Source organism: Sulfurovum sp. XGS-02, from assembly GCF_023213175.1.
Lineage (GTDB): Bacteria > Campylobacterota > Campylobacteria > Campylobacterales > Sulfurovaceae > Sulfurovum.
Window position 1 is genome coordinate 1170056 of record NZ_CP093312.1, and the last position, 23751, is coordinate 1193806.

At 39.6% G+C, this 23751-nt stretch carries 24 protein-coding genes; 11 read left to right on the plus strand and 13 right to left on the minus strand.

The genetic code is table 11. The features are described from left to right. Window positions 1-2: 2 nt before the first annotated feature. A complete protein-coding gene (locus MN086_RS05920; RefSeq protein ID WP_248575093.1) occupies window positions 3-680 on the minus strand; it encodes a MerR family transcriptional regulator in 678 nt (225 codons plus the stop codon). A gap of 106 nt (window positions 681-786) precedes the next feature. On the opposite strand from MN086_RS05920, the gene MN086_RS05925 reads away from it, so the two are divergent. The 4 genes from MN086_RS05925 to MN086_RS05940 all read left to right on the plus strand — a co-directional run bounded on the left by MN086_RS05925 (window position 787) and on the right by MN086_RS05940 (window position 3184). Continuing rightward, window positions 787-1320 (plus strand): carboxymuconolactone decarboxylase family protein, encoded by a 534-nt coding sequence (locus tag MN086_RS05925; RefSeq protein ID WP_248575094.1) that lies wholly within the window; start codon window positions 787-789, stop codon window positions 1318-1320. After that, window positions 1317-1514 (plus strand): hypothetical protein, encoded by a 198-nt coding sequence (locus MN086_RS05930; protein ID WP_248575095.1) that lies wholly within the window; start codon window positions 1317-1319, stop codon window positions 1512-1514. The genes MN086_RS05925 and MN086_RS05930 overlap by 4 nt, the downstream gene beginning before the upstream one ends. Next, window positions 1511-2344: a thioredoxin family protein gene (locus MN086_RS05935; protein WP_248575096.1), complete on the plus strand. Its 834-nt coding sequence runs from the start codon at window positions 1511-1513 to the stop codon at window positions 2342-2344. Before MN086_RS05930 ends, MN086_RS05935 begins: the two co-directional genes overlap by 4 nt. A 75-nt stretch (window positions 2345-2419) precedes the next feature. Then, a complete protein-coding gene (locus MN086_RS05940; protein WP_248575097.1) occupies window positions 2420-3184 on the plus strand; it encodes an RMD1 family protein in 765 nt (254 codons plus the stop codon). 12 nt (window positions 3185-3196) lie between these two features. Here the strand turns inward: MN086_RS05940 and MN086_RS05945 are convergent, their stop codons facing one another. From MN086_RS05945 to MN086_RS05955, 3 genes are all read right to left on the minus strand, one after another. Next, complete coding sequence (locus MN086_RS05945) at window positions 3197-4147, minus strand: MBL fold metallo-hydrolase (protein ID WP_248575098.1); 951 nt, start codon at window positions 4145-4147, stop codon at window positions 3197-3199. Between the two features lie 15 nt (window positions 4148-4162). Beyond that, window positions 4163-4723: a CDP-alcohol phosphatidyltransferase family protein gene (locus MN086_RS05950; RefSeq protein ID WP_248575099.1), complete on the minus strand. Its 561-nt coding sequence runs from the start codon at window positions 4721-4723 to the stop codon at window positions 4163-4165. 124 nt (window positions 4724-4847) lie between these two features. After that, window positions 4848-5285 (minus strand): Hsp20/alpha crystallin family protein, encoded by a 438-nt coding sequence (locus MN086_RS05955; protein WP_248575100.1) that lies wholly within the window; start codon window positions 5283-5285, stop codon window positions 4848-4850. Window positions 5286-5449: 164 nt separating this feature from the next. Here MN086_RS05955 and MN086_RS05960 point away from each other — a divergent pair, with 164 nt between their 5' ends. From MN086_RS05960 to MN086_RS05970, 3 genes are read left to right on the plus strand one after another with little or no spacing between them, the layout of a single operon-like run. After that, entirely contained in the window at window positions 5450-5965 is a 516-nt protein-coding gene (locus tag MN086_RS05960; RefSeq protein ID WP_248575101.1) for a type 1 glutamine amidotransferase domain-containing protein, read from the plus strand. Next, the gene (locus tag MN086_RS05965) at window positions 5949-7934 is read left to right on the plus strand and encodes a fused protease/ribonucleoside-triphosphate reductase (protein WP_248575102.1); all 1986 of its coding nucleotides are present in this window, start codon (window positions 5949-5951) and stop codon (window positions 7932-7934) included. The genes MN086_RS05960 and MN086_RS05965 overlap by 17 nt, the downstream gene beginning before the upstream one ends. A gap of 35 nt (window positions 7935-7969) precedes the next feature. Continuing rightward, window positions 7970-8599, plus strand: coding sequence for a phosphoribosyltransferase (locus MN086_RS05970; protein WP_248575103.1), 630 nt, complete (start codon window positions 7970-7972; stop codon window positions 8597-8599). Between the two features lie 41 nt (window positions 8600-8640). On the opposite strand, the gene MN086_RS05975 is transcribed toward MN086_RS05970, so the two are convergent. From MN086_RS05975 to MN086_RS05985, 3 genes are read right to left on the minus strand one after another with little or no spacing between them, the layout of a single operon-like run. Further along, entirely contained in the window at window positions 8641-9450 is an 810-nt protein-coding gene (locus tag MN086_RS05975) for an alpha/beta hydrolase (RefSeq protein WP_248575104.1), read from the minus strand. Window positions 9451-9504: 54 nt separating this feature from the next. Then, the gene (locus MN086_RS05980; RefSeq protein ID WP_248575105.1) at window positions 9505-10266 is read right to left on the minus strand and encodes a slipin family protein; all 762 of its coding nucleotides are present in this window, start codon (window positions 10264-10266) and stop codon (window positions 9505-9507) included. Window positions 10267-10269: 3 nt separating this feature from the next. Beyond that, window positions 10270-11565 (minus strand): nodulation protein NfeD, encoded by a 1296-nt coding sequence (locus MN086_RS05985; RefSeq protein WP_248575106.1) that lies wholly within the window; start codon window positions 11563-11565, stop codon window positions 10270-10272. A 207-nt stretch (window positions 11566-11772) separates the two neighbouring features. On the opposite strand from MN086_RS05985, the gene MN086_RS05990 reads away from it, so the two are divergent. The 3 genes from MN086_RS05990 to MN086_RS06000 all read left to right on the plus strand — a co-directional run bounded on the left by MN086_RS05990 (window position 11773) and on the right by MN086_RS06000 (window position 13200). Further along, window positions 11773-11994, plus strand: coding sequence for a hypothetical protein (locus MN086_RS05990; RefSeq protein ID WP_248575107.1), 222 nt, complete (start codon window positions 11773-11775; stop codon window positions 11992-11994). Continuing rightward, on the plus strand, window positions 11994-12482 hold the full coding sequence (locus tag MN086_RS05995) for a Mut7-C RNAse domain-containing protein (protein WP_248575108.1): 489 nt from the start codon (window positions 11994-11996) through the stop codon (window positions 12480-12482). The genes MN086_RS05990 and MN086_RS05995 overlap by 1 nt, the downstream gene beginning before the upstream one ends. A gap of 73 nt (window positions 12483-12555) precedes the next feature. Continuing rightward, window positions 12556-13200: a hypothetical protein gene (locus MN086_RS06000; protein ID WP_248575109.1), complete on the plus strand. Its 645-nt coding sequence runs from the start codon at window positions 12556-12558 to the stop codon at window positions 13198-13200. A 15-nt stretch (window positions 13201-13215) separates the two neighbouring features. Here the strand turns inward: MN086_RS06000 and MN086_RS06005 are convergent, their stop codons facing one another. From MN086_RS06005 to MN086_RS06025, 5 genes are all read right to left on the minus strand, one after another. Beyond that, window positions 13216-13491, minus strand: a complete 276-nt coding sequence (locus MN086_RS06005) for a DUF503 family protein (RefSeq protein ID WP_248575110.1) — start codon at window positions 13489-13491, stop codon at window positions 13216-13218. Between the two features lie 7 nt (window positions 13492-13498). Further along, on the minus strand, window positions 13499-15886 hold the full coding sequence (locus tag MN086_RS06010; protein ID WP_248575111.1) for a Lon protease family protein: 2388 nt from the start codon (window positions 15884-15886) through the stop codon (window positions 13499-13501). Further along, window positions 15883-17022, minus strand: a complete 1140-nt coding sequence (gene ald / locus MN086_RS06015) for an alanine dehydrogenase (protein ID WP_248575112.1) — start codon at window positions 17020-17022, stop codon at window positions 15883-15885. Before ald ends, MN086_RS06010 begins: the two co-directional genes overlap by 4 nt. A 98-nt stretch (window positions 17023-17120) precedes the next feature. Then, entirely contained in the window at window positions 17121-17453 is a 333-nt protein-coding gene (locus MN086_RS06020) for a TraR/DksA C4-type zinc finger protein (protein ID WP_248575113.1), read from the minus strand. A gap of 45 nt (window positions 17454-17498) precedes the next feature. Continuing rightward, window positions 17499-18359 carry a universal stress protein gene (locus tag MN086_RS06025; protein ID WP_248575114.1) on the minus strand — a complete coding sequence of 287 codons (861 nt, stop codon included), beginning with the start codon at window positions 18357-18359 and terminating at the stop codon, window positions 17499-17501. A 133-nt stretch (window positions 18360-18492) separates the two neighbouring features. Here MN086_RS06025 and MN086_RS06030 point away from each other — a divergent pair, with 133 nt between their 5' ends. Beyond that, window positions 18493-21126 carry an HAD-IC family P-type ATPase gene (locus MN086_RS06030; protein WP_248575115.1) on the plus strand — a complete coding sequence of 878 codons (2634 nt, stop codon included), beginning with the start codon at window positions 18493-18495 and terminating at the stop codon, window positions 21124-21126. A 26-nt stretch (window positions 21127-21152) separates the two neighbouring features. Here MN086_RS06030 and MN086_RS06035 read toward each other — a convergent pair whose 3' ends face one another. After that, entirely contained in the window at window positions 21153-23678 is a 2526-nt protein-coding gene (locus MN086_RS06035) for a cation-transporting P-type ATPase (protein ID WP_248575116.1), read from the minus strand. Window positions 23679-23751: the final 73 nt, after the last annotated feature.

The following is a 23751-nucleotide window of genomic DNA, read 5'->3' on the forward strand; positions in this document are numbered from 1 at the left end:
GATTATTGTTTCACCTCACTCTTGACTGCATGAAGTAAAACCTGGTAGGTATTACGGTTAAAAAGATAGGGTTTTGCATTAAATAATGTTTCAAACATGATCTTCCAAAGTGTTGAGAAGTTCTCCTCACCACGTACACTGCAAAGTTTGGCCTGCATTTGATACTCAAGTTCACTGAGTACCTTGGCATGCTCTACATATGCTTTTAAAACACTGTAATCTACACCTACTTCTTTAAAATAGATCACTAGCTTGATTATACTCGCCTCTCTGTCTGTATAATCATCTTCATGTAGAGGTAACACGACACCATCGTCTAAAAGCGTCTCTAAGAGCGTTGCATCTACATTGTAATGTTCAATAAACTCATCTTTGGTAAAATGTTTCGCATCTGTAGGGATATCACTGAGTGTATTCATCAATGGCTGTAACATGGTTGCTGACGTGGAAAGAGACTGATTTTGATTCTGCAGTGCGAATCTGATCTGTTCATTGCTGCTGCCTATCTCTTCTTGCATATATTTGATATACCGTATAAGTTCTATATGTTGATCATTGTATCGATGCACATTGGATTTGATCTTATTGGCTTCCGGAAGCAAGCCCTCTCTAATATAATACAAAATGGTTGATTTAGGGACACCTGTCTTTGCAACAAGTTCAGATATTTTATATTCCATCTTTCAGCCTTTTACGGTTAACTTTAATTTAAAGAATTATAGCATATAATTCAAAACGTTAAGTTAAACTTTACGTTTTGAATTACTGTTTACATCAAGGAAATAAATGGCACACATACAATTATCCGAATTTGAAGATATGTCTCCGGAGATTCAAAAAAGAGCACAACCTATACTGGAGAAGACAGGACAGCTGGGTGATATATTTAAACTCTTGGCTTTAGATGAAAAGGTCTATTTTGCAACAGATGGAATGATTCAGAGATACCTGTTGGATGAGACAACACTCTCTTATGATACGAAAGAATCCATTGCCCTGCTCATCTCTTTAGAGAATGGCTGTAAAATGTGTGTAGATGTACATAAAGGTATTGCGAAAATGCTTGGTATGTCTGAAGCACGTATTGAAGAGGTGCTTCATGGCGTAGATACTATGAATGTTCCAGAAAGTGAGAAAGCCTTATTGAACTTTTGTATCAAAGCCTCAGGAAAAGAAAACTATAAAATTCTTAAATCAGAAATAGATACACTGAAGGCATATGGATACAGCGATATACAGATCCTTGAAGCTGTTTCAATTACGGGTTATTTTAACTATATTAATACCCTTTCAAATGTATTTGGGTTAGGACAGTCATGAAAAATCTATTCGGGCTCATAAAGAATTTTTTTATTGGAATATGGGATTTTATTTTTTATCTCATTGGGGCACCGTATGAAGCACAGGCAAAAAAATTGAACTGGGATAAAAAGGATACTGCATTTAGAGGTCCAGAAAATCCAAAAACCAAAAAAATACATTACAAAGCGAATAAAGTGAGTAAACCATCATGAAATTAAAAAAAATCCTTCTCTTGGTATTTTGTACCAATATCCTATTAAACGCATCAACGATATTTACATTATCGGGTGTCAACAAAGTCTATTTGGTGGTGGAGATCTCCGGCAAGACTATTCCAAAATCATATAAAAGTATGATCATGGAAAGCCTACAGAACATGACCGATGATCTTAAGATCGACACCAAAGGTTATGATCCAAGATCTTTGGCTGTACTGGTCAATGAGACAAAGTTCAATGAGAGTATCCTGATCAATATTCAACTGATCATTGGTGAAGAGGTCAAACGTTTAGACAACAATGAAAAAACATTTGCACTGACCTATCAGGATATGGGGCACTTTGTACTGAAAGATGGTGATGACCCCGAAGATGCCTTTGAAGACACTCTAGATACAATGCTTTTAAAATTTTCTGAACAATATCTCGAAGAGAATAAAAAGATCTCAAAAGTAGCTATAGATGAACAACACTTTGCTTCTGAGATGGGTTATGAAACCAATTATGAAGAAGCCCTCAAAAAAGCTCAAAAAATAAAGAAAAATGTCATGCTTGTACTGGTATCAAATTTCTGTCCATGGTGTCGGAAATTTGAACAAAGGGTGCTGCTTAAAGATGAGATTAATAGTATCATACAGCAAAACTATATTCCTCTGATTCTCAATAAAGAGAAAGATCCGTTTCCAAAAGAGTTTGATATCGGTTTCACACCTATTATTCACTTTATAGACCATAAGACACAAAAGAGCTATAAACATGTCATAGGTTACAACAATAAGGATGAATTCACTTACATACTAAGATCGGACCATCTAGCAAAATAAAATACTTATACTTTAGTGATAACAAATGCATTTTTAGTCTATAATATACTCTAGGAAACTATAAAGGACCAAGAGATGGGGATCATAAAAGCATATAAATTTACCGATGGTTTTGACTTTGATCTGATCAGAAAAGAAGTGGTTGGCGCTTTTCGTGCAAAACTTTTAAAAGATGTGCTGATCATTGAAAAAGAGAACAATCTCTGTTTTTTGTTTAAATATGGCGTGATCATATTTTGGGATTTTGATGATGAAGAGTACTTTCTTAAAACGATCAGTGCCTCCATCGGTGCGGTTAAGATCTTAGAAGACTACAAGTATCACATTTCTCCGATTCAGCCTGTTAAAATTGAGTTAGACACCATCTATATCGATTCTGATGATGAATTGAAAAAACTTGCCATATCCTATGCCATTGAGCAATCTATCATGCTGGGAAACTTTGAAGACACTATCAAACAGGCCCTCGAATTAACGGAACATATTCCTTTGGATCTTGCTGAAAACGGTCGTGTAAAGATGAGCAGACGGGAAATAGCCAAAGAGAGAGGACGTCTTTTTATCACTAAATCAAACATCTATTTACATTTTGAACTTTTAGATACACCGGAGTTTTTCTGGGAGTATCCTGAACTGGATATCTATTATCAGAGTATGAGAAAGTATCTTGAGCTGCAATCCCGTATCGAAATTCTTAATAGAAAGATGAATGTGATGCAAGAGGTATTGGCTATTCTTGCGGATGAGCAAAACCATAAACACAGCAGTACTTTAGAATGGATCATCATTATTCTGATCGCATTTGAAATACTATTATTTATCTTGAATGATTTTACATGATCATCGATATAACTATAGTTTTTCAACCATGCCATCTTTACTGAGACGATAAACATCCAGATCATTCGCTATAAATACTCTGCCTTTGTAGTACGCTTTAATTTCATGATAGAGTACGTCAGTACCCTTGATGCTATGGTTGTTATACCTCGGGTTGATATGTGAAGCGATCACATTTTTGACATGCCTTTTTTGAACTGCTTTTCCCAGGTCTTTTGCAGTCGTGTGCAGCACTTTTGCCTGAAGATGATCATAATCTTGCTGCGTATAGGTACACTCATGTACCAAGAGATCGATCTCTTTAAGATATCTGCCGAGTATTTCCGGCTTGCTGTTATCTCCTGCTATGATCAATCTTCTTCCCCTTTCAGGTGGAAGCATAAACTCCCCTGGTTCCAGCTTTTTACCCTGGAATGTAATGCAATTACCCCTTTGCAGTTCACCATACAGCGGCGATGGCTCCAGACCGAAGGATCTCAATTTTGCTTCATTGAGTCTGTTCGTAATATCGTTCTCTTTGATATAAAACGCAAAACTTTCTATAGAGTGTTCAAGGGATAGGACTTTCAATGAAAACTTATCAAAACCAAATGTCTCCTCTGCTTTATACTCTATGATCTTCAACGTATATCCAAGATTCTCAAATGAAACATCTATCACACACTCAAGAAATTTTTTGATCCCTGTGGGACCGTATAGAGTCAGAGGTCTAAATGCGGTATCGAGTTTTTTTGAGCTCAAGAGTCCGGGAAGACCATAGTAGTGGTCGCCATGCATATGTGTAATGAAGATCGTATCCAATTTACCGATCGAGAGTCTGCTTCTAAGTATCTGATGCTGCGTGGCTTCACCGCAGTCAAAAAGATACCATTTGTTGTCCTGTTCAAACTCCAAAGCAAGTGCAGATACATTTCTTTCTCTAGTCGGTTTCCCCGCGCTTGTACCCAAGAATGTCAGTTGCACCATTTTCTCCTTTTTCTATGTTCTCTCTTTCATCGCATGCCAGATAGAATAGATATCTTTTTTTTGTTTCGGGAGTATAAGCGTGATCGCGATATTTTCAACCGTTGCGATCACTAAAAAATAGATCGCAGCATGAAACAAAAGATTATTATCAAATCCAAGTAGCATTACTACACCCACACTCATCACTACTGCAGTGATCTTAGTGATCCATGTATGATAACTGGCAAGCTTTCCAAATTTCAAAAGAGAAAAAATAGCAGGGAGAATATAGATAACGATCCCGGCAATGATATAGTAAAGTTCTTCTTTTACAATTTCCGGCCACAGCCACCAGACTGCCAAAGGTGTACTCAGATAGGTCAATATATCTCCATAACTATCGAGTTTTGCTCCCTGCTCAGTGGTATGATCCATCATACGTGCAATGATACCGTCAAGCGCGTCTGAAAGCAGCATCATTCCCAAAAGTACAAAAAAGAGTACGGGTAGGTCATACCAGCCCGAAAGCAGTAAAAACGGTGCAGTGATAATACGAAACAGACTTAAGATATTAGGGATATGATGTAGTATCATAAAAGCTCCTATCGATTATATGATACCGATACCTCAGAGAAAATGCATAGTTGAACTGTGGGGTACCCAATCGCCATTATAGATATACCATGAAGAGGAGTCTTTCCTCTTCATCAGGGAATGGCTACTTTATCTTGATCTTCTTCGTCTCTTTTTTACTTCTCTCTACCTTTGGTATCACTACTTCGAGTACACCGTCTTTACAATTTGCTTCGATATTTTCCGCATCAGTATTATCCGGCAGTGTAAAACTTCTTTGAAACTTACCGTAAGAGCTCTCTTTCTTATAGTAATCTTTCTCTTTGACCTCTTTCTTGGTTTTTCTCTCACCCGAAATTGTCAGAACATTATCTTTAAGATCTACATGTATATCATCTTTTTTCACACCGGGAAGATCAACTTCTACATGGTAGGCATAATCCCCTTCTCTCGTATTGACTGAGGGTGTGAAACCTGAAACATTTGTAAGCTCACTACCGATCTCCGGAAATCTGAATGCACTTGCCATTCTCTCTTCTAAATCTCTAAAATCTCTCATCGGGTCAAATTTCGTTAATAACATGATTGCTCCTTTGTATATTAGATATTATTTAATTAGTATATAACTTTTTAATATGCATGTCAATAAGACCTATATCTTTAATTCTAGAGTATAATCATCATTCATATTTCGTAATATGTTATACTTTCTTTCAGTCTGTTACTTTAATGTATGAGGAGAAATGTATGAAAGCTTTAATCATCAGTACAGATCTTTTTGAAGATTCTGAGTTAAAAATCCCTTATCAATCTCTTCGGGAACTGGGTATACATGTAGATATCGCATCTACCAAAAAGGGTGCGATCATTGGGAAACACGGGTTTAATGTCTATGCCACAACCACACTCAAAGAAGTAGATCCAGAGCAGTATGACATGCTGATACTTCCTGGAGGCAAAAGTCCCTCATTGATACGCCAAGAAGAGAAAGCATTAGAAATAGCACGATACTTTTTTGATCATGACAAGCTGGTTGCAGCTATCTGCCATGGTCCTCAGATCTTGATATCAGCCGGTTTAATGGCAGGAAGAGTCGCAACAGGATACAAGAGCATTGCACAAGAACTTAAAGATGCAGGTGCAACCTATAAAGATGAAGAAGTAGTCATCGATAAAAACTTGATCACTTCCAGACAGCCTTCAGACTTGAATGCATTTATGGATGCCATTAAAGAGTATTTGTATTATGAGTCCAAAAAATAAAGAGATCATCCACTCAAAAAAAGTTGTCAAGGAACGGTTCACTCTAGAAAAAACGTTTTGTGAAGAACTCATTGGCAAAAAGGCGAAGTTCGGTTTTGGTGGCTTCGGCGAAGCAGTCTATTATCGTACATACAGCCGGATCAAACCTGACGGTACACAGGAACATTGGGCAGATACGGTGATTCGCGTAATCAATGGCGTGCTGTCAATCCGAAAAGACCATTACCTCTCAAACGCTTTAGTCTGGGATGAAGTAAAATGGCAGCACTACGCTCAAAAACTTGCTTTGTCCATGTTCGATATGCAGTGGCTTCCTCCGGGACGTGGTCTATGGATCATGGGTACGAAGTATATTTATGATCGTGGAGGTGCAGCATTAAACAACTGCGGTGCTGTCGATACAACGGATCTTTCCCTTGCGGCAGAATGGACCATGGATATGCTCATGTGTGGGGTCGGAGTCGGTTTTAATACTGCATGGCAAGGTGATACTGTTATCCTGCCTGATAAAAAAAATCCGGCAGTGTATATCATCCCGGACAGTAGAGAGGGTTGGGCTGAGTCCGTAAAACTCTTAATAGAAAGCTATACAAAACAAACACCATGGTTCTCTTTTGATTATAGCCTGATCCGCCCCGAGGGTTCCCCGATCCATGGTTTTGGCGGTACTGCATCCGGTCCAGCTCCATTAAAAGAATTACATCTACGTATTGAAACATATCTGGACACTTATTGCAATGGAAAAATCGATAAGACGCGTTGTGTAGCTGATGTGATGAATGCGATCGGTGTCTGTGTTGTAGCAGGGAATGTACGCAGAAGTGCTGAGATAGCACTGGGCTCAGTCGATGACAATAGTTTTTTGGAATTGAAGGATTATAGAAAAAACCCGGAACGTGCTGAAATAGGATGGATCTCAAATAATACAGTTGTACTAACTAAAACAGAAGATCTTGAAAAACTCCCGCTGATCGCTGAACATATTCGTGAGAATGGGGAACCAGGCATCATGAACCTGATGAATGTTCAAAAATATGCACGTTACGGTGAGGAAGCCAAAGAGAGTGCATCGCTGGCAAACCCCTGCTCTGAAATTGCTTTAGAGAGTTTTGAACTCTGTAATCTCTCTGAAGTTTTTCCATCACGCTGTCTGAATGAGGATGGTTTTTATCAAGCAATGGAGTATGCAACGTTTTACGCTTCAACAGTGTCATTACTCATGACACACCGTCATGAAACAAATGCGGTCATTTCACGAAATCGTCGTATAGGTGTCAGTATTTCAGGCATTGCAGACATGCTTGATAGAGCTGGAATAGCAGATCTAACCTCTAGACTGAAAAAGGGGTACAAACTAGTACGTTCTGTCAATCAGAGATTGGCTGTAGAAGCAGATATTCCTCTATCAATCAGAGTGACAACCGTCAAACCCTCAGGGACTATCAGCCAGTTGGTCGGCTGTAGTCCAGGTATGCACTTTCCGACATTTCAGTATGCTATACGCCGTATACGGATCGGAAACATTTCACCTATTTGCAGTGTACTCAAAGAGGCTGGTGTACCATATGAAAAAGACCACTACAGTGCCAATACAACGGTATTTGAATTTCCGATATATCAAGGTCAAACAAGGAAAGCAAAAGATGTTCCAGCCGAGGAGCAGTTCTCTCTTTTAACCCTGCTACAGCGTGAATGGAGCGATAATATGGTCAGTTGTACTGTCTATTTTGACCCAAAAATTGAAGGTCCCCATATCGAACATATGCTCTCAAAGTTTGTACCACTCATCAAGTCTGTCTCGATGTTGCCACATTCAGATACAGGGGCATATGTACAAATGCCCTATGAAGGTATCACTAAAGAGCAATATGAAGCACGAATATCAAGGATTTCCAATATCGACTGGAGCCATTTTAGTGGCAGTGATGGTATAGAAAGTCGATTTTGCAGCAATGATGCATGTGACTAGTTTGTCTTGATCACTATCATAGTAAAGGATCATACATGTTTAAAGATCGTAAAGATGCCGGTCAAAAACTGGCTGCTGCACTGCAGAGATATAAAGTAGAGGACCCCTTGGTATTTGCAATTCCAAGAGGCGGTGTGGAATTGGGATATGAGGTTTCAAAAGCACTGAATAGTGACTTTTCACTACTTATCTGTCGGAAACTCCCTTTTCCTGATAATACAGAGAGCGGTTTTGGTGCTATTGCAGAAGATGGTTCACTCTATATCAATGCATCGGCTGCTTCTTCAGTATCTGAAAAAGAGATCGAACAGATCATTGCAGAACAAAGCCTTGAAATAAAAAGACGTATCCAGACACTAAGAGAAGGAAAGCCGCATCCTACTATAAAAGGGCGTACAGTGATATTGGTCGATGACGGTATAGCAATGGGATCGACCATGCATGTAGCAGTAGAACTGTGCAAAAAAGCAAAAGCTAAAAAGATCATCGTAGCTGCTCCCGTTGCCGGCCGTCAAACGATAGAAAAGTTTTCCAAAATAGTTGACGGGGTTATAGTATTGGAATCACCTGTGCCTTTTTATGCCGTAGCCCAAGTCTATGAAAACTGGTACGATGTAAATGATAATGAAGTATTACGTTTCTTTAAAACTCAGGACAATTCTTAATACTATAAAATATTACAATAGCGGATGTTAAATTTTTAAACCTATCTCATAAACGAAGTAATGATCTTTTTGTAATCGGGATGAAGATGTACAGTGTTGTGCCCGGTATTTTCAAGTGTTACAGCCTCTACCCGTGTTTTGCGAAAAGCCTTGATAAGATCAAGGCTACAACTATGAGGAATAATCCTGTCATCGGCCGCTGCTATGATAAGTGTATCAGCAGTGATATCAGCAGCCCTTCCAGCAGTATCTAACCGTTCCTTCAAAATAAGATCGATCGGGAAAAACCAGTAGTATTTTTTAGCAACATTCACGGCACTGTCAAATGGTGTTATGAGAATAAGCTTATCAACATTTCGTTTTGAGGCAAGATAGGTCGAAACCGCCGCACCGATACTGCGTCCCATCGTTGAGATTGCCGCATATTGTGTTCTAACATGATCATAGAGATACAATGCATCATGGTAAAATCCCTGCTCATGAGGTACTCCACTACTTCCACCATAACCTCGATAGTTCACAAGATAGACTGTACGGTCGGCAAAAAGTGTTTGAAAATCATCGATGTTGTAAGCAACGTTCTCAGCATTACCTCCAAAGTAGATTAGTGCTTTCTTTTTTCCTGGGTTAAGTGTCCATACCTTGATACGTACTTCACCTGTATCTAGTATAGTGTATGCCGTATCCGGAACACTTACTTCAGAGGTGGGTAAATAAATCATCTGGCGCTGAAAGACAAAAAGTAATACACACAGAAGCACGTAAGAGATACTCAATACAGCTATAAATGAAAGCATTTTTCTACCCTTTATTGCATTCTCCATCATACAACCATCCTCAATTGGATTCATGAATAGCAACCTTTGTTAAAAAACAAAACTAGCCATCAATAAACCTTGCTTCAGTTACTCTTTTACGATCCCCTTCATAAACTGCTGAAAATCAGATGGAAAAGGAAAGACCACTGTATTGGTTTTATCATTGGATATATCACTAAGAGTCTGCAGATAACGCAATTGTATTCCATGAGGATTATCACTGAGAATTTTAGCCGCTTCAACAAGGTTTTTACTGGCTTCAAGTTCTCCTTTTGCATTGATCACTTTTGCACGACGTTCTCTTTCTGCTTCCGCCTGCTTGGCAATAGCACGTACCATACTTTCATTAAGGTCTACATGCTTGATCTCAACATTGGATATCTTGATACCCCAGGTATCAGTCTGTTTATCAAGTATCTCCTGTATATCATAATTCAATTGTTCCCGTTCTGCAAGCATTTCATCAAGTTCATGGCGACCAAGAACGGAACGAAGGGTCGTCTGTGCAAGCTGACTGGTCGCAGCATAGAAGTTCTCTACCTGTATGATCGCTTTTTCAGGATCAACTACACGAAAATAGACTACGGCATTGACATTCACAGAAACATTATCATGTGAAATCACATCTTGTTCTGGTACATCCAAAACAATGATACGCAGGTCCACGCGTTCCATTCTCTGTATAAACGGTATCAATATGATCAGACCGGGGCCTTTTACTCCTGTAAATCGACCAAGGGTGAAGATCACTCCTCGCTCATATTCACGTAAAATACGAATGGCAGATGCCAAAAAAATGATCAGTAACATTACGATATAGACAGTTGTCATTGGTAGTATAGGTACCATTATTTACTCCTTTTTTGGATTGACGTGCAGCACAAGGCCAGATAGACTCTCTACACGTACTTTTTGACCTATCTGTAGTACACTATCAGATTCAGCATACCATACTTCACCGTGGCAGCGGACACGATATCCTTTTTCAGAGGTTTCAAGGACTTCAGCAGTAGAACCGATCATCTCATCAACGCCGGTGACTATTTTGACAGACCTTGATTTAATAAGGAAACGTATCACAAAGATGAAAAAAGTCAGACTCACCAAGGTGAAAGCAATAATGAGGGGAATGGAGACCCCGCTCCCCAGTGTATCGGTATCAAAAAGAAGCAGTGAACCAAATGTAAAAGCAGCCACTCCGCCAACCCCCAAAATACCGAACCCTGCAATCAACACTTCGGCAACCATAAAACCAATACCCAAGAGTATCAGCAGTAGTCCCGCATAATTAAACGGAAGCATATTCAGTGCATACAAGGAGATCACACCTGATATAACCCCTATCACACCAGGGAATATGGCGCCTGGATTCATTAGTTCAAAAAAGATCCCGTATATGGCTATCAGCAATAGGATATAGGCAATATTTGGGTCGGTAATGATCATTAAGAGTTGTGTTTTCCAGTCAGGTTCAAAAGTATGAATGACTGCATTTTTTGTGCTGAGTGTGATCTCTTTTCCTGAGACTCTAAGGCGTGTTCCATCCAGTTTATTCAAAAGTTCAGTGCTATTCTCAGCCATCAAGTCGACCACATGATAGCGCAGTGCATCTTTGGCAGAAATACTTTTAGCATCTTTTACCGCTTCCATAGCCCATGTAATATTACGATCATTGAGTTCAGCCAGACTTTTGATGTAGGCCATAGCATCATTGATGACTTTTTTCTCAAGGGATGTGGGTGTAGTGATATTTTCATCGGTCATTTTGGGTACAGGCATCAAACTGACCGGAGTTGCTGCACCAAGATTGGTTCCGGGTGCCATGGCAGCTACATGAGATGCATAGAGAAGATAGGTTCCCGCACTTGCAGCCCGTGCACCTTTGGGAGAGACATAGGTAACAACAGGAAGGGAACTGTTCGTGATCTCCTGTATCATCTCCCGCATAGATGTAGAAAGGCCTCCCGGTGTATCAAGCTCTATCAATATCATCTGGGCATTGTCTTGCACTGCGGTTGCCATACCCTCTTTCAGATAATTACTACTTGCAGGTCCTACTGCACCTTTTATCTCTAATTTGATGACCGTAGTGCTACTGGCCAGAAGAGGTAAGAATGTTATGATGAAGAAAAAAAGTATGCGTTTCATCTTATGCACCTCTCATACATTATTAAGATAACTTGTTTCTATAATATCAAATAAGAAAAAAGAAATCAATATATTTGTGTTAAAATATGTTAAAGACAGCCATATAAAGCTGTACAGTTCAAGAGGTTTGGATGCATTCCTTTATATAGATACATGATATACATGCATGGAGATAGTATTATGGAAAACTATATTTATAATTCTGACGTGGGAACATTTGAGATCGTGCATAAAGGTCTTTTACAGTACGAGCTTTGGATAAATGAAGAACGGCTTGGTGAATATCAAACTGCAGAAGAGGCTGCAGAAGATGTTGCTACATTTAATACAGACTATATTGAATGGGATAGATTTAAAAATGAGCTTGAAAACTTCCCGACAGGCCTTGAAGAATGGACTACTGTCTCCGAGGAAACACCTCGTAAGTAATGCAGTACTCTCATGATCTTGCTAAAAATAATAACATAAAGTTCATCGCTGATTGCCATCTTGGAAAGCTGGCAAAATTTCTTCGACTTCTGGGGATCGACACGCTTTACTTCCCTCATATAGAAGATGATGCTCTGATCCAATTAGCAAAAGATGAGGAACGCACGATTCTAACCAGGGACCGTTGCCTTTCTCAACGTAAAAATGCTCCTGTATTTTTTTTAGAGCCCAAAGAGACTCAAGCACAGCTAAAATTATTGATAGAGTTGTACAAGCTGCAGAAACATCCTCTCTCCCTTAGCCGTTGTATCATCTGCAACACTCCACTTCAAATCATCGAAAAAGAGAAGGTGCTAGAACGTCTGCCTGAAAAGGTCAAAAAGTATTTTAATTATTTTGAATACTGTCCTAACTGTGATCGTATCTACTGGCGGGGTGATCATTACCGACGTATGAAGAGATATTTAGATCAAGTGTTAGAGTCTTAACAAGACCATCTCTAAACATCCACTTTTCATCATGCTATAATAAAAACTATGAATATACCAATGAAGGATGATGATGTCAAAACAGCTGTTGTGGTTGATAGTATGGGGTATAGTATTTGGATATATGGAATCTGCTGTTGTCGTTTATCTTCGGGAGATATATTATCCGGAAGGTTTTGCTTTTCCTTTGGTCAGGATAGAGGATCATATACTGTTGACTGAACTGCTCCGTGAAGCAGCGACACTGCTGATACTCTGGACGACAGTATCTCTGGCCTACAACAAAATGCAAAGCCGATTCGCAGCTTTTTTCCTACTCTTTGGCCTATGGGATATTTTCTACTACATTTTTTTAAAGTTGCTTCTTCATTGGCCGGAAAGTTTGAATACATGGGATATACTCTTTCTTATACCTGCACCTTGGGTTGGACCCGTCTGGGCACCGGTCCTTGTCTCCATAGGATTCATCTATGCCGGTACAACCCTACTTTTTCAACATCAGAAAAACCGCTTTTTTCATTTTGGCAGAAGCTTCATCCTGCTTGAGTTGACTTCGGTACTGCTCATTATTGTTTCTTTTATGATACCCGGATCATCTTTACATGAACAGCACACCGGTATACACTTTCCATGGGCTATTTTTCTCACAGGATTCTTGATGGGGATAGGCATTTTTCTTTACACTGTTTACCGACCTAGTCAAACAGACAGGTCATAGTAGTATTCTCCGGACTCAGATCTCTTCATACTCCAGTTCAAAGTGGTATTCTGAAAAATTCCTCTCAAGCATTTGTTCGATCTTTTCACGATACTGTGTGGATTTAAGCGTATTTGGAGAGAGAAAAACAAAAGCAATGTCTGCCTCTTTGGCATACTCACCACTGATATCCATCACAGAGACATTAAATGCTTTAAGTTTCTCTTTCATACTGTTTGTAACACTTCTGCGCCCTTTGAGTGATTGGACATAAGGCAGTTCCAGGTGAATGATACAGCTACAAATAATCATACGCTTCTCATATCTTTTTTTGTCTGCTCTTATTTGCAAAAAGCTTCAATTTCTCTTCTACAAGGTAATTGATACTCTCTTTTGGGAAATGACCGTTCTTGTCTTTTATACCGCTTTTTTTGCCTGTAAGTATCTCCAAACCTTCATTGACACTCTCAATAGCATAGATCTTGAATCTTTTCTTTTTTACAGCTTCTAACACTTCTTCTTTCAACATCAGATGCTTGACATTGGATGCGGGGATAATAATACCATGGCGTTTTTTGCTCTTGACCAAGCTACAGACATCAAAAAAACCCTCTATTTTTTCATTGATCCCCCCTACTGCCTGTACCTGACCATTTTGATTGACTGAGCCGGTCACAGCTATGGATTGATCAAGTGCAACTTCACTCAATGAAGAGAGTAGCGTGAGAAGTTCTGCACATGAAGCACTGTCACCGTCAATCTTTCCGTAGGATTGTTCAAAGACCAGTGTAGCAGTCATCGTTAAAGGAAAATCCTTTGCATAGGTAGCAGCCAAATAGGCTGACAGTATCATGATCCCCTTATCATGGGTCGGACCGCTGAGTTTTGCTTCTCTTTCTATATTGATCACACCATCTTTACCCAAACGTGTCAATGCTGTGATCTTTGAAGGATGGCCGAAGGAGAAATTTCCAAGATCAAGTACAGCAACCCCATTGATCTGACCTATAGCTGACCCTTCTGTCTCTATCAGTATAGTTCCCCTCTGTATTGCTTCATACATCTTATCTTTGATCCTGTCTGATCTTTCTATCTTTTCTTTAATGGCTTGATCTATCTGTACTTTTGAAATATGCTCCATCTGTTCTTGTGAAGCGATAAAATCAGCCTCATGTAACAGATCACTCAACCCTCCCAGATGTGTGGTAAGCTTTTTGCTGTCCTCTGCCATACGGGAACTGTATTCGATCACCTTGCCGACCGCCTGTTTGTCCAATGGTAAAAGGCCATTATCTTTTGCGATCATACTTATCATTCTGGTATAAAGCTGAATATTTTCATCATTCCTCTCTGTCTCATTTTCAAAATCAGCATTGATCTTAAAGAGTTCTCTGAACTCAGGATCATAATTATAGAGGAGATAGTAGAGCAATCTGTCGCCTATAAGTACGATCTTGATATCCAGTTCAATGGTCTCAGGCTCCAAAGAGAGCGTACTTATCAAACTCAATGAACGGGCAAGCGGTTCTATACGGATCTCCGAAGATCTCAGCATCCTTTTCAGCCCTTCCCAGACAAAAGGCTGCATTAAAACCTTTGAAGCATCCAGTATCAGATATCCGCCATTGGCTTTATGTAATGCACCGGCTTTGATAAGATTGAAATCTGTTAAAAGTGTTCCCATTTGGGCAATGTGCTCGATCTCTCCAAACAGATTTGTATAGGTTGGATTATCCTCATAAACGATAGGCGCACCCTCTTGGTCTTTATGCGCTACGATAACATTTACATTGTATCTGTTAAATATACCGCTTTGTTTGGCATAGTTCATTCCCATAGCTGCAAGACTGTTTTGAGCAGAAATTAAAAAATCCTGTGAATTATCTATAATATCTTCTTCCACACTCTCTAAATAGGCTACGACTTTTTCATAGGGGTGATATTTATTTTTCAGTTCCTTGATACTGGTATCTACAGCTTTTTTAGTCATTTTTCTTTCAAGCTCGCGAATCTCCTTTTGCTGTATTTTACTCTCGATTACAATATCTTGAACGATATTTTCCAACTCATTCCTGAATTTGAGTATCTTCTCCTGTATCTGATCTTTATCTTGTGTGCTTAGTGCTTGATACTCTTCTTTTGCAAGTACTTTTCCATCATGGGTCATAGGTGAAAGTGTATAGCCCGCAGGCGTATAGTTGATCAATATATCCTCTTCTTTAGCTCTTTTTTTCACTTCCCTTAAGGATTTCTCTTTGGCTTCTGTCAGCTTATCTATAATTGCCTGTTTTTCTATACGATACTCTTCACTTTCAAAGATAGACGGAATGACCGTTTGCAACTCTTCTATCAGCTCTTCCATATCCTTTCTGAGCTCTACTCCCATAGAAGATTCAAGCTTAAGATAGATCGGTTTTCTAGGGTCTTCAAAATTATTGACATAACACCAGTCACCCGGTTTATTTTCATCTTTTGCCTTACTCTGGATAAACTTTTTTACCACTGTATGTTTACCGCTGCCCACTCTTCCCATAGCATAAAGATTGTATCCATCCTTCTTGATACCTATTCCAAAACTGATGGCTTTGAGTGCTCTATCCTGCCCTATGATCTCATGAGGATCTTCCAGTTCCGCAGTCGTATCAAAATCAAACAATCCCAAGTCACACTGGTTATAAAGTTTATCGCTCGTAAGTGCTTTTATCATAAAGTATCTCCAAATTCAGGACAATCATACATGATATCTTTTAGCATCTGATAGTCCATTTGATGTGCATTGGCTACAGCCTCATCCGTCACAAATCCACCTGCAACATTAACCCCGCTGTAGATAACTGTATCTTCTAAACATGCATTTTTCCACCCAAGATCAGCAATCTTCTTTACATAGGGTATCGTTGCATTTGCCAATGCCTCTGTAGCTGTGAGAGGGTAATCCCCGGGTATATTAGCTACACAATAGTGCAGCACACCATCTACCTCAAAAACAGGCTCGTCATGCGTTGTAGGTCTGGATGTCTCTATGCATCCTCCCTGATCTATAGCAACATCAACTAATACTGTCCCTTTTTTACAATAAGAGAGCATCTTTCTTGTAATGAGTTGCGGTGTCTTTTCACCGGTGACATAGACTGCACAAATCACGATATCGACAATAGGCAAGATTTTTTCCATATTGTACGCATTGGAGTAAAGTGTTGAGACATTTGAGCCCATAGACGCTTCAATGGATCTCATACTCTGTAGATTTCTTCCCATCACTATCACATCCGCACCCATACCTGAAGCGATCTTAGCCGCATTCTTTGCTACATTCCCACTGCCTATGATCAGGACTTTAGAAGGAAGTATACCGGTTGAACCGCTTATCAATACACCCATTCCCTTATTATGCATGGAAAGAAAATAGCTTGCAACCATAGGAGCCACTCTGCCCGCTATTTGACTCATGGGTGAAAGCAGTGGCAATCTTCCGTTATCTTGAACTGTTTCATAGCCTAAGGCCGTCACTTTTTTTTCAAGAAGTATCTCCGTTAACTTTTTATTGGGGGCAAGATGCAGATAGGTAAAGAGTATCTGTCCCGGTTTTAGACTATCATACTCCTCTTGCTGAGGCTCTTTCACTTTTACGATCATTTCACAGATCGAAAATATCTCTTTGGGATCGTCAAGAATGAACCCTCCTGCCTGCTGATAGTCACTGTCGAAAAACCCGCTTTTCTCTCCGGCATCCTTTTCTATATAGACTTGATGTCCGGCCTCTACAAGTGACCTCACTCCAGAGGGGATCATTCCTACCCTGTACTCCTTACTCTTTATCTCTTTGGGAATACCAATTTTCATCTGAAAATCTCCTTCTCTCTAAAGTACATCCACGTAACATGTCATGGGACAAAATAAACAATCACCATTGTTTATCATACGCCCCTTTTATTTCTCTACTACACCTTGGTTCTGGCAATAGGGTTCACTCTTAATCTCTCCTCAGGTATCGGTCTTGCACTCTCTTCACATATGCCGTAGGTTCCGTTTTTTATTTTTGCAAGTGCATGCAGCGTCTCTTTTCGCTCATTCTCCTGCTGATCTAAGATCGTGTTATCTTTACTGCTGAGACTTTGAAGAGATGCGAGATCTTCCATATCATTGATCCCGTCATCACTTCCGACACTCTCAAGCTCTGATCTAAGCTGTTCAATATTACTCTCGATATGTGCCAATTTTTCTTGTAATATGTTCTCAAATTCATTCAAGTCCAGATCATCTCTCTTTTTCATATTTTACCCCTTTGTTTAAATATACTCTTCTATAACCGTATGGGTCTACGGTACATATATCAGGACATCTTTTGATGTTTCTCTTAAAATATAGTTTGCCACACTTCCCAACAATGCATTCAATCCTACTGTGCCGCGTGATCCAACAATGACAAGGTCATACTGACCGTCCTTGATATAATTGACCAGTGTCTCTTTCGTATAGAGTTCACCATCGATCACTTTACCTTTTTTGAGAGATACTTCCTGCATAAAATTCTTTAGATCACTTTTTGCACAGGATTTAGCCACATCATTATATTGTGACAGATCACGACCTACTACGGCATAAGGCCCTTCCATATAGATCGTATCAAAAGCATTGACTACACTTATTTTTGCGCTCGGAAAGATATCTTTGGCAAATAAAATACTTTGCTTTGATTGCATTCCGAAATCTGTTGGTGCTATGATGTTCTTATATGGGGTTTTTGCACTGTTTTTGACGATCAACACAGGTATATGGCTTAAATGTGCTACTTTTTGTGCTGTCGTACCTAAGAATCCTTTTCGTCTTTTTGTCTTACTGTGGGCACCTATGATTATCATATCGATTTGATTTAATTTTGATTCATAGAGTATGATATCATGGGGATTACCCTCTTTTACAAAGACAAAACAGTTGACTTTAAACTCTCGGTTCAATGGTTTGATCTTTTTTTCTATATTTTTAGCGATACTCTGATGATCTATGACAATATCTTTACCACCGAAATAACTTGGTACCCCAATCCAAGGTGTCCGTACTGCATGAACAATAAAGAGATCAGCTTTATGTTCATTGGCTATGCTTAACGCTCTTTTTAGGACATTATTCGATTTCTCAGTGACATCCAATCCTACTAATACTCTTTTTAATTCTTTCATGATTACACCTCTTTCAAAAATTTTAAACATAAATACTATGTAACTATTTATATTCTACTATTAAAAAACTTAATAGTGCAACTCAAAACTATTAATCAAATTGTTAAAACAAAGAGTGTAAAATAGATTATATGTGAAATATCTATGTACTATATCTAGTCATAAAAAGGGGTGGAATATCCATTTTCATACCAAAACGATCGAACAGACATTTTTATTATTAGAATCGAATCATTCCGGTTTAACAAGTAATGTTGTGATAAAACGGCAAGAGAAATATGGACTGAATATTCTACCCTCAGAACCTGATATGTCACTCTTAGAACATTTTCTCCAACAATTTAAAAGTCCGATCATCTATGTTTTACTGATAGCATCATTCATGGCACTCATGATCCAAGAGTATACAGATGCAGGTTTTATATTCCTTGTTTTACTTCTGAATGCAGTGATCGGGACCTATCAAGAGTATTCTGCATCGCAAAAAGCAAAACTTCTGCAGAGCCTTATCAAAACCAATGTTATGGTGCTAAGAGACGGCGAGATACAGGAAGTAGATAGCCGATACATTGTTACAGGAGACATACTAATATTTGAACCTGGTACGAAAGTGGCTGCAGATGTCAGGATAGTTATGGCTCACAACCTCATGGTCGATGAATCATTGCTTACAGGTGAATCCATTGATGTAAATAAAGATGCGCTCTTTGTAAGTGCCAATGAAGATCTTCTCATTCCGGAGCGAAAAAATATGCTCTTCGCAGGTACCTACATTTCCAGTGGTAGAGGGATAGGTGTTGTGACTGCAATAGGTAAAGATACAGAAGCAGGTAAAATAGCACAGTTACTCAGTAAAAAAAGTAAAGCCAAAATACCTTTGATCGAAAAAATGGAAAAGCTCTCTTTTACTATTTCTGTTGCCATTGCTATGATGGTTATAGTGCTTTTTTCAGTAGGTTTACTCAAAGGTATGGAGTTTTATGCACTGTTTCTTTTTGCTGTAGCACTTGCTGTCTCTACCATACCTGAAGGTCTGCCTGTGGCCATTACGGTTGCCTTGACATCCGCTTCTTTATCCATGTCCAGGAAAAATGTCATTATCCGAAAACTAACTGCCATTGAAGGGTTGGGCTCCTGTACACTGATAGCCAGTGACAAAACAGGTACACTTACACAGAACAGGCTGAGTGTGGAGTATTTTATCTCACCGCATATGGTTTTTGATACAGACTCATTAGATGATGTACATGATATGGTTTATCTGGCTTCCGTATTGTGTAATGAAATGCATTATAAAGAGTCTGAAGAAGGCGGTGTAGATTTTTATGGTGACCAGGTAGACATTGCCCTGGCGCAGTTTGCTGCAAATGCTGATGAATCCTATATCACAAGTTCAAAATCCTATCGAAAGATAGATGAGATACCTTACGAGCCTATCAACCGTTTTTCTGCGGTGATGATGGAGCTTGATGATACTATCTTTCAGTTTAGTAAAGGTTCACCTGAAACGGTACTGGAACACTGCAATGTGAGCCAGGAAGAGAAAAGAGAGATACTCAAAGAGGTGGATGCTTGGGCACTCAAAGGCTACAGGACCATTGCACTTGCCTACAAAGAGTCTGCTGAAGAGGCTACTATCAACCTTAGGAACTTTACCTATCTTGGTTTTGTAGCCATCATTGATCCTGTCAGAGAAGAGAGTCCCGAAGCGATCAAAAAAGCGCAAGAAGCAGGTATCAAAGTGGTCATGATCACAGGAGATCATCCAAATACGGCATTCTCTATTGCACAAGAGCTTGGTATTGCCACTTCCCGTGAGGAAGTTATGAGTGAAAAAGAGCTTCTGGTATGGGAAGATGGCGGTGCAGTGGCTGAAGCACTGAAAGATAAATCCGTATTTTCCCGTGTCACCCCTGCACAGAAGATGATGATCGTCATGGCCTATCAGAGCCTTGGACACTATGTTGCCGTCACAGGAGACGGGGTAAACGATGCCCCGGCACTCAGACATGCCAATATCGGTGTTGCCATGGGGAAAAGCGGTACGGATATAGCCAAGGCGACCAGTGATATCATTTTAACGGACGATAACTTTACTTCCATTGTCAATGGTATTGAAGAGGGAAGACGTGCACATGACAACATCAGGAAAGTCGTCTATTTGCTTATATCAACCGGTTTTGCCGAGCTGATTTTGGTGATGCTCTCTTTTTTTACAGGTCTTCCTCTGCCACTGCTTCCCGTTCAGCTTTTGTGGCTTAACCTTGTCACCAACGGGATAGAAGATGTTATGCTAGGGCTTGAAAAAGCAGAACCGGGACTCTTGCAAAGAAAACCCAGATCACCTAAAGAACCCATATTTAACAGACTTATGATCAGACGTATCTTTGTTGGAGGTCTCTATATAGGTATCACCTCGTTTATACTTTTTTATTTTTTATTGCAAAGCGGAGAGAGTATAGAGAGTGCAAGGAACATGATACTTCTACTCATGGTACTTTTTGAAAATGTGCATGTATTTAATGCCCGAACAGAGATCAATTACCTGCATAAGATCGGCTACAGAAGTAGTATGTTCCTGATCCTTTGGGTCATCTTTACTCAGCTTCTACATTTAGCATGTATGCATATTCCATTGATGCAGAACGTACTTTCTACACAGCCGGTTACGTTTGATATGTGGCTGGGACTTGCATGGATCACTATTGGATTGGTCATTGTTATGGAAGCAGATAAGTGGTTGATGTCAAAAAGAAGATCAGCATGATCATCGATGCCTATCTCTTTTCCATGCTACCTCATTTTCCAGAACTGCTCACCCCATTTACGTAATTCTATCATCGTAAATACCCACAGACCCATGATAGCTATGATCGTTAATGAACCACTGTTGAGCGGTAGTGTATGAAATAGATCAGAAAGCAGATAAATGGCACACAACTGTAACACTATTCCTATACCTATACCGTAAAAAATATAAGGGTTGATCTGCAATGATTTTTTAATATTTTTAAAAAAAGGTTCATGTTCTTTGAGTGACTGAAGACCATTTACCCATGTAGCTATGATAAAAGCTGTGAAGAGTGTGGAGATCGCACTCTCCTTGGTATAGTGTTCCAACATCCAGGCATATAAAAAGAGTGCACCTATACTGATGACCATGACGACATAAAGTACACGTAAAAGCTGTACTTTATCCAAAAACTGTTCATGCAGTTTGCTAGGGGCTCTTTTCATCACATCCTCTTCATCTTTTAAAAAGGGGAATGTTTTATCCAAAGCACTGTTGGCAACAAGATTGATCCATAAAATCTGTATAGGATAGAGCGGCAGCGGTAATGCCATCAAAATAGCCCCTGTGATGAGGATCACTTCATCCAGACTGGTTGTAAGCAGAAAATAGATCGTTTTTCGGATATTGTTGGCGATGGAACGCCCCTGCTTGATCGCTTCAACGATGATAGAGAGATTGTTGTCTGCAAGCACCATATTTGCAGTAGATTTTGCTGCGTCTGTTCCCTCACCCATGGCTATGCCCAGATCAGCTGCCCTGAGAGCTGGTACATCATTGACACCGTCTCCTGTCACGGCAACGATATCTCCTTTTTGTTGCAGTGCTTTTACGATGCGGTATTTGTGCTCTGGAAGTACCCTTGCCCAGACAGTAACCTTTGGCAGGATCTCTTTGAGTGTTTCATCATCCATCTCATTGAGTTCTTTACCCGTCACAACCAGGTCTCCCTCTTTGTAGATATTGACAGATTTAGCTACAGCTGTCGCAGTAAGAGCATTGTCACCCGTGACCATCATCACTTTTACTCCCGCTTTTTTCGCTGTGTGGACTGCTTCCAGAACACCTTCTTTAGGAGGGTCTATGAAACCTACAAGTCCAACGATCTCAATTTCCCATTTTTCTATATTATCTGTTGTATGTTCTCCCATACCCAGCGCTATCACTCTTAAGCCATGGGAAGCCAGCCTGTCATGCTCTTTTTGGAGTGTTACAAGATCATCCTGGCTTGTGGCAAACTGTTTTAGGGATTCAAAGGCACCTTTGACAAAAATCTTATGCTCTTTTTCAATCATATTTGAACTTGCCATCAATCGATGCTTCGTATCAAAAGGATAGAGATTGACACGCGGATATTTCTCACGTATATCTTCATAACGTTTTCCCACCCATAATGCAAGAGCAGTGTCGACAGGATCACCCTTGCCTTCTTCAGATTCGTTTGCAAGAGATGAAACGGTGTAAGAAAAAGTATCATGGAGCGAAAAGACCTCTTCTACTTTAAGATTTCCCTGTGTAATGGTACCTGTTTTATCTGAAGCGATGACGGTAGTACTGCCTAACGTTTCAACCGAAGGCAAGTGACGTATGTAGGCTTTTCTCACACTTAGCCTCATGGCACCTATCGTGAGTACCAGTGTAATAACGATCGGAAGTCCTTCAGGCACAGAGGCAACCAGCAAAGCGATGACCAGATAAATGATATCAACGATCTCTTTGCCCCCAAAAAAAGAAAGCACCGCAGTGATGGAGATCAAAATGAAAACTACAAACATATGTTTTCTAATAAACACTTCCAGTGCTTTGCTCAAAGGAGTCTCTCTTGACTCCTCTTCGGCTTTGGTTGAAATTGATGCCAAATAGGTTTCATGGCCGGTGAAGACGACAAAACCCTCTGCATTTCCTTTTGTGACCGTGGTGCCGGAGAGTGCCATATTATCCATTTCATAGGGGAGTGTCTCTTTGGGCAAAGTAAGATTCGCATCTTTTTCCACAGGCAGAGACTCTCCTGTCAGGATCGACTCATCGATGACAAATCCATTCGTATCAAAAAGACGTATATCTGCAGGTACGATATCGCCTTCAGACAAAAGAATGACATCTCCCGGTACAAGTTCAGAAGAGGAGATAGTACGTAACTGGCCATCCCGTTTGACCTCTGTTTTACTCTCTGTAAGTTTTCTAAGTGCCCTAATGGAACTAAGTGCTTTCAACTCCTGCCAAAATCCTATGAACGAATTGAACAGTAGTATGATCAGTATCAGAATACCTTCATGTATATTTTCCAAAAAGAGAGAAAGCAGCGCGGCAGCCAAAAGCACATAGACCAAAGGACTTTTAAACTGGGAAAGAAAGAGTAGGAAGATATTATGCTTTTTTTCCTTGATCTCATTCAAACCATAAATGGAAAGATTTTTCTTTACGTCCTCTGTGCTTAAACCTTCTTTGGATATTTCCATTTTTTGAGCTAGTGACTCACACGTTTCAAAATGGGGATACTCTGGAATCATCATTTGTTTTTCCTGCATTTCATCTATATTAGTGTAACATATTTTATTGATTGTAATTATCTAAGAATGTTACTGTAAACTATAAAATATG

Bases quoted from the DNA above. Each gene is read 5' to 3' on its own strand.
- MN086_RS05920 (WP_248575093.1), bottom strand. From the start codon at position 680: ATGGAATATAAAATATCTGAACTTGTTGCAAAGACAGGTGTCCCTAAA.
- MN086_RS05925 (WP_248575094.1), top strand. From the start codon at position 787: ATGGCACACATACAATTATCCGAATTTGAAGATATGTCTCCGGAGATT.
- MN086_RS05930 (WP_248575095.1), top strand. From the start codon at position 1,317: ATGAAAAATCTATTCGGGCTCATAAAGAATTTTTTTATTGGAATATGG.
- MN086_RS05935 (WP_248575096.1), top strand. From the start codon at position 1,511: ATGAAATTAAAAAAAATCCTTCTCTTGGTATTTTGTACCAATATCCTA.
- MN086_RS05940 (WP_248575097.1), top strand. From the start codon at position 2,420: ATGGGGATCATAAAAGCATATAAATTTACCGATGGTTTTGACTTTGAT.
- MN086_RS05950 (WP_248575099.1), bottom strand. From the start codon at position 4,723: ATGATACTACATCATATCCCTAATATCTTAAGTCTGTTTCGTATTATC.
- MN086_RS05955 (WP_248575100.1), bottom strand. From the start codon at position 5,285: ATGTTATTAACGAAATTTGACCCGATGAGAGATTTTAGAGATTTAGAA.
- MN086_RS05960 (WP_248575101.1), top strand. From the start codon at position 5,450: ATGAAAGCTTTAATCATCAGTACAGATCTTTTTGAAGATTCTGAGTTA.
- MN086_RS05965 (WP_248575102.1), top strand. From the start codon at position 5,949: ATGAGTCCAAAAAATAAAGAGATCATCCACTCAAAAAAAGTTGTCAAG.
- MN086_RS05970 (WP_248575103.1), top strand. From the start codon at position 7,970: ATGTTTAAAGATCGTAAAGATGCCGGTCAAAAACTGGCTGCTGCACTG.
- MN086_RS05975 (WP_248575104.1), bottom strand. From the start codon at position 9,450: ATGAATCCAATTGAGGATGGTTGTATGATGGAGAATGCAATAAAGGGT.
- MN086_RS05980 (WP_248575105.1), bottom strand. From the start codon at position 10,266: ATGGTACCTATACTACCAATGACAACTGTCTATATCGTAATGTTACTG.
- MN086_RS05985 (WP_248575106.1), bottom strand. From the start codon at position 11,565: ATGAAACGCATACTTTTTTTCTTCATCATAACATTCTTACCTCTTCTG.
- MN086_RS05995 (WP_248575108.1), top strand. From the start codon at position 11,994: ATGCAGTACTCTCATGATCTTGCTAAAAATAATAACATAAAGTTCATC.
- MN086_RS06000 (WP_248575109.1), top strand. From the start codon at position 12,556: ATGTCAAAACAGCTGTTGTGGTTGATAGTATGGGGTATAGTATTTGGA.
- MN086_RS06005 (WP_248575110.1), bottom strand. From the start codon at position 13,491: ATGATTATTTGTAGCTGTATCATTCACCTGGAACTGCCTTATGTCCAA.
- MN086_RS06010 (WP_248575111.1), bottom strand. From the start codon at position 15,886: ATGATAAAAGCACTTACGAGCGATAAACTTTATAACCAGTGTGACTTG.
- ald (WP_248575112.1), bottom strand. From the start codon at position 17,022: ATGAAAATTGGTATTCCCAAAGAGATAAAGAGTAAGGAGTACAGGGTA.
- MN086_RS06020 (WP_248575113.1), bottom strand. From the start codon at position 17,453: ATGAAAAAGAGAGATGATCTGGACTTGAATGAATTTGAGAACATATTA.
- MN086_RS06025 (WP_248575114.1), bottom strand. From the start codon at position 18,359: ATGAAAGAATTAAAAAGAGTATTAGTAGGATTGGATGTCACTGAGAAA.
- MN086_RS06035 (WP_248575116.1), bottom strand. From the start codon at position 23,678: ATGCAGGAAAAACAAATGATGATTCCAGAGTATCCCCATTTTGAAACG.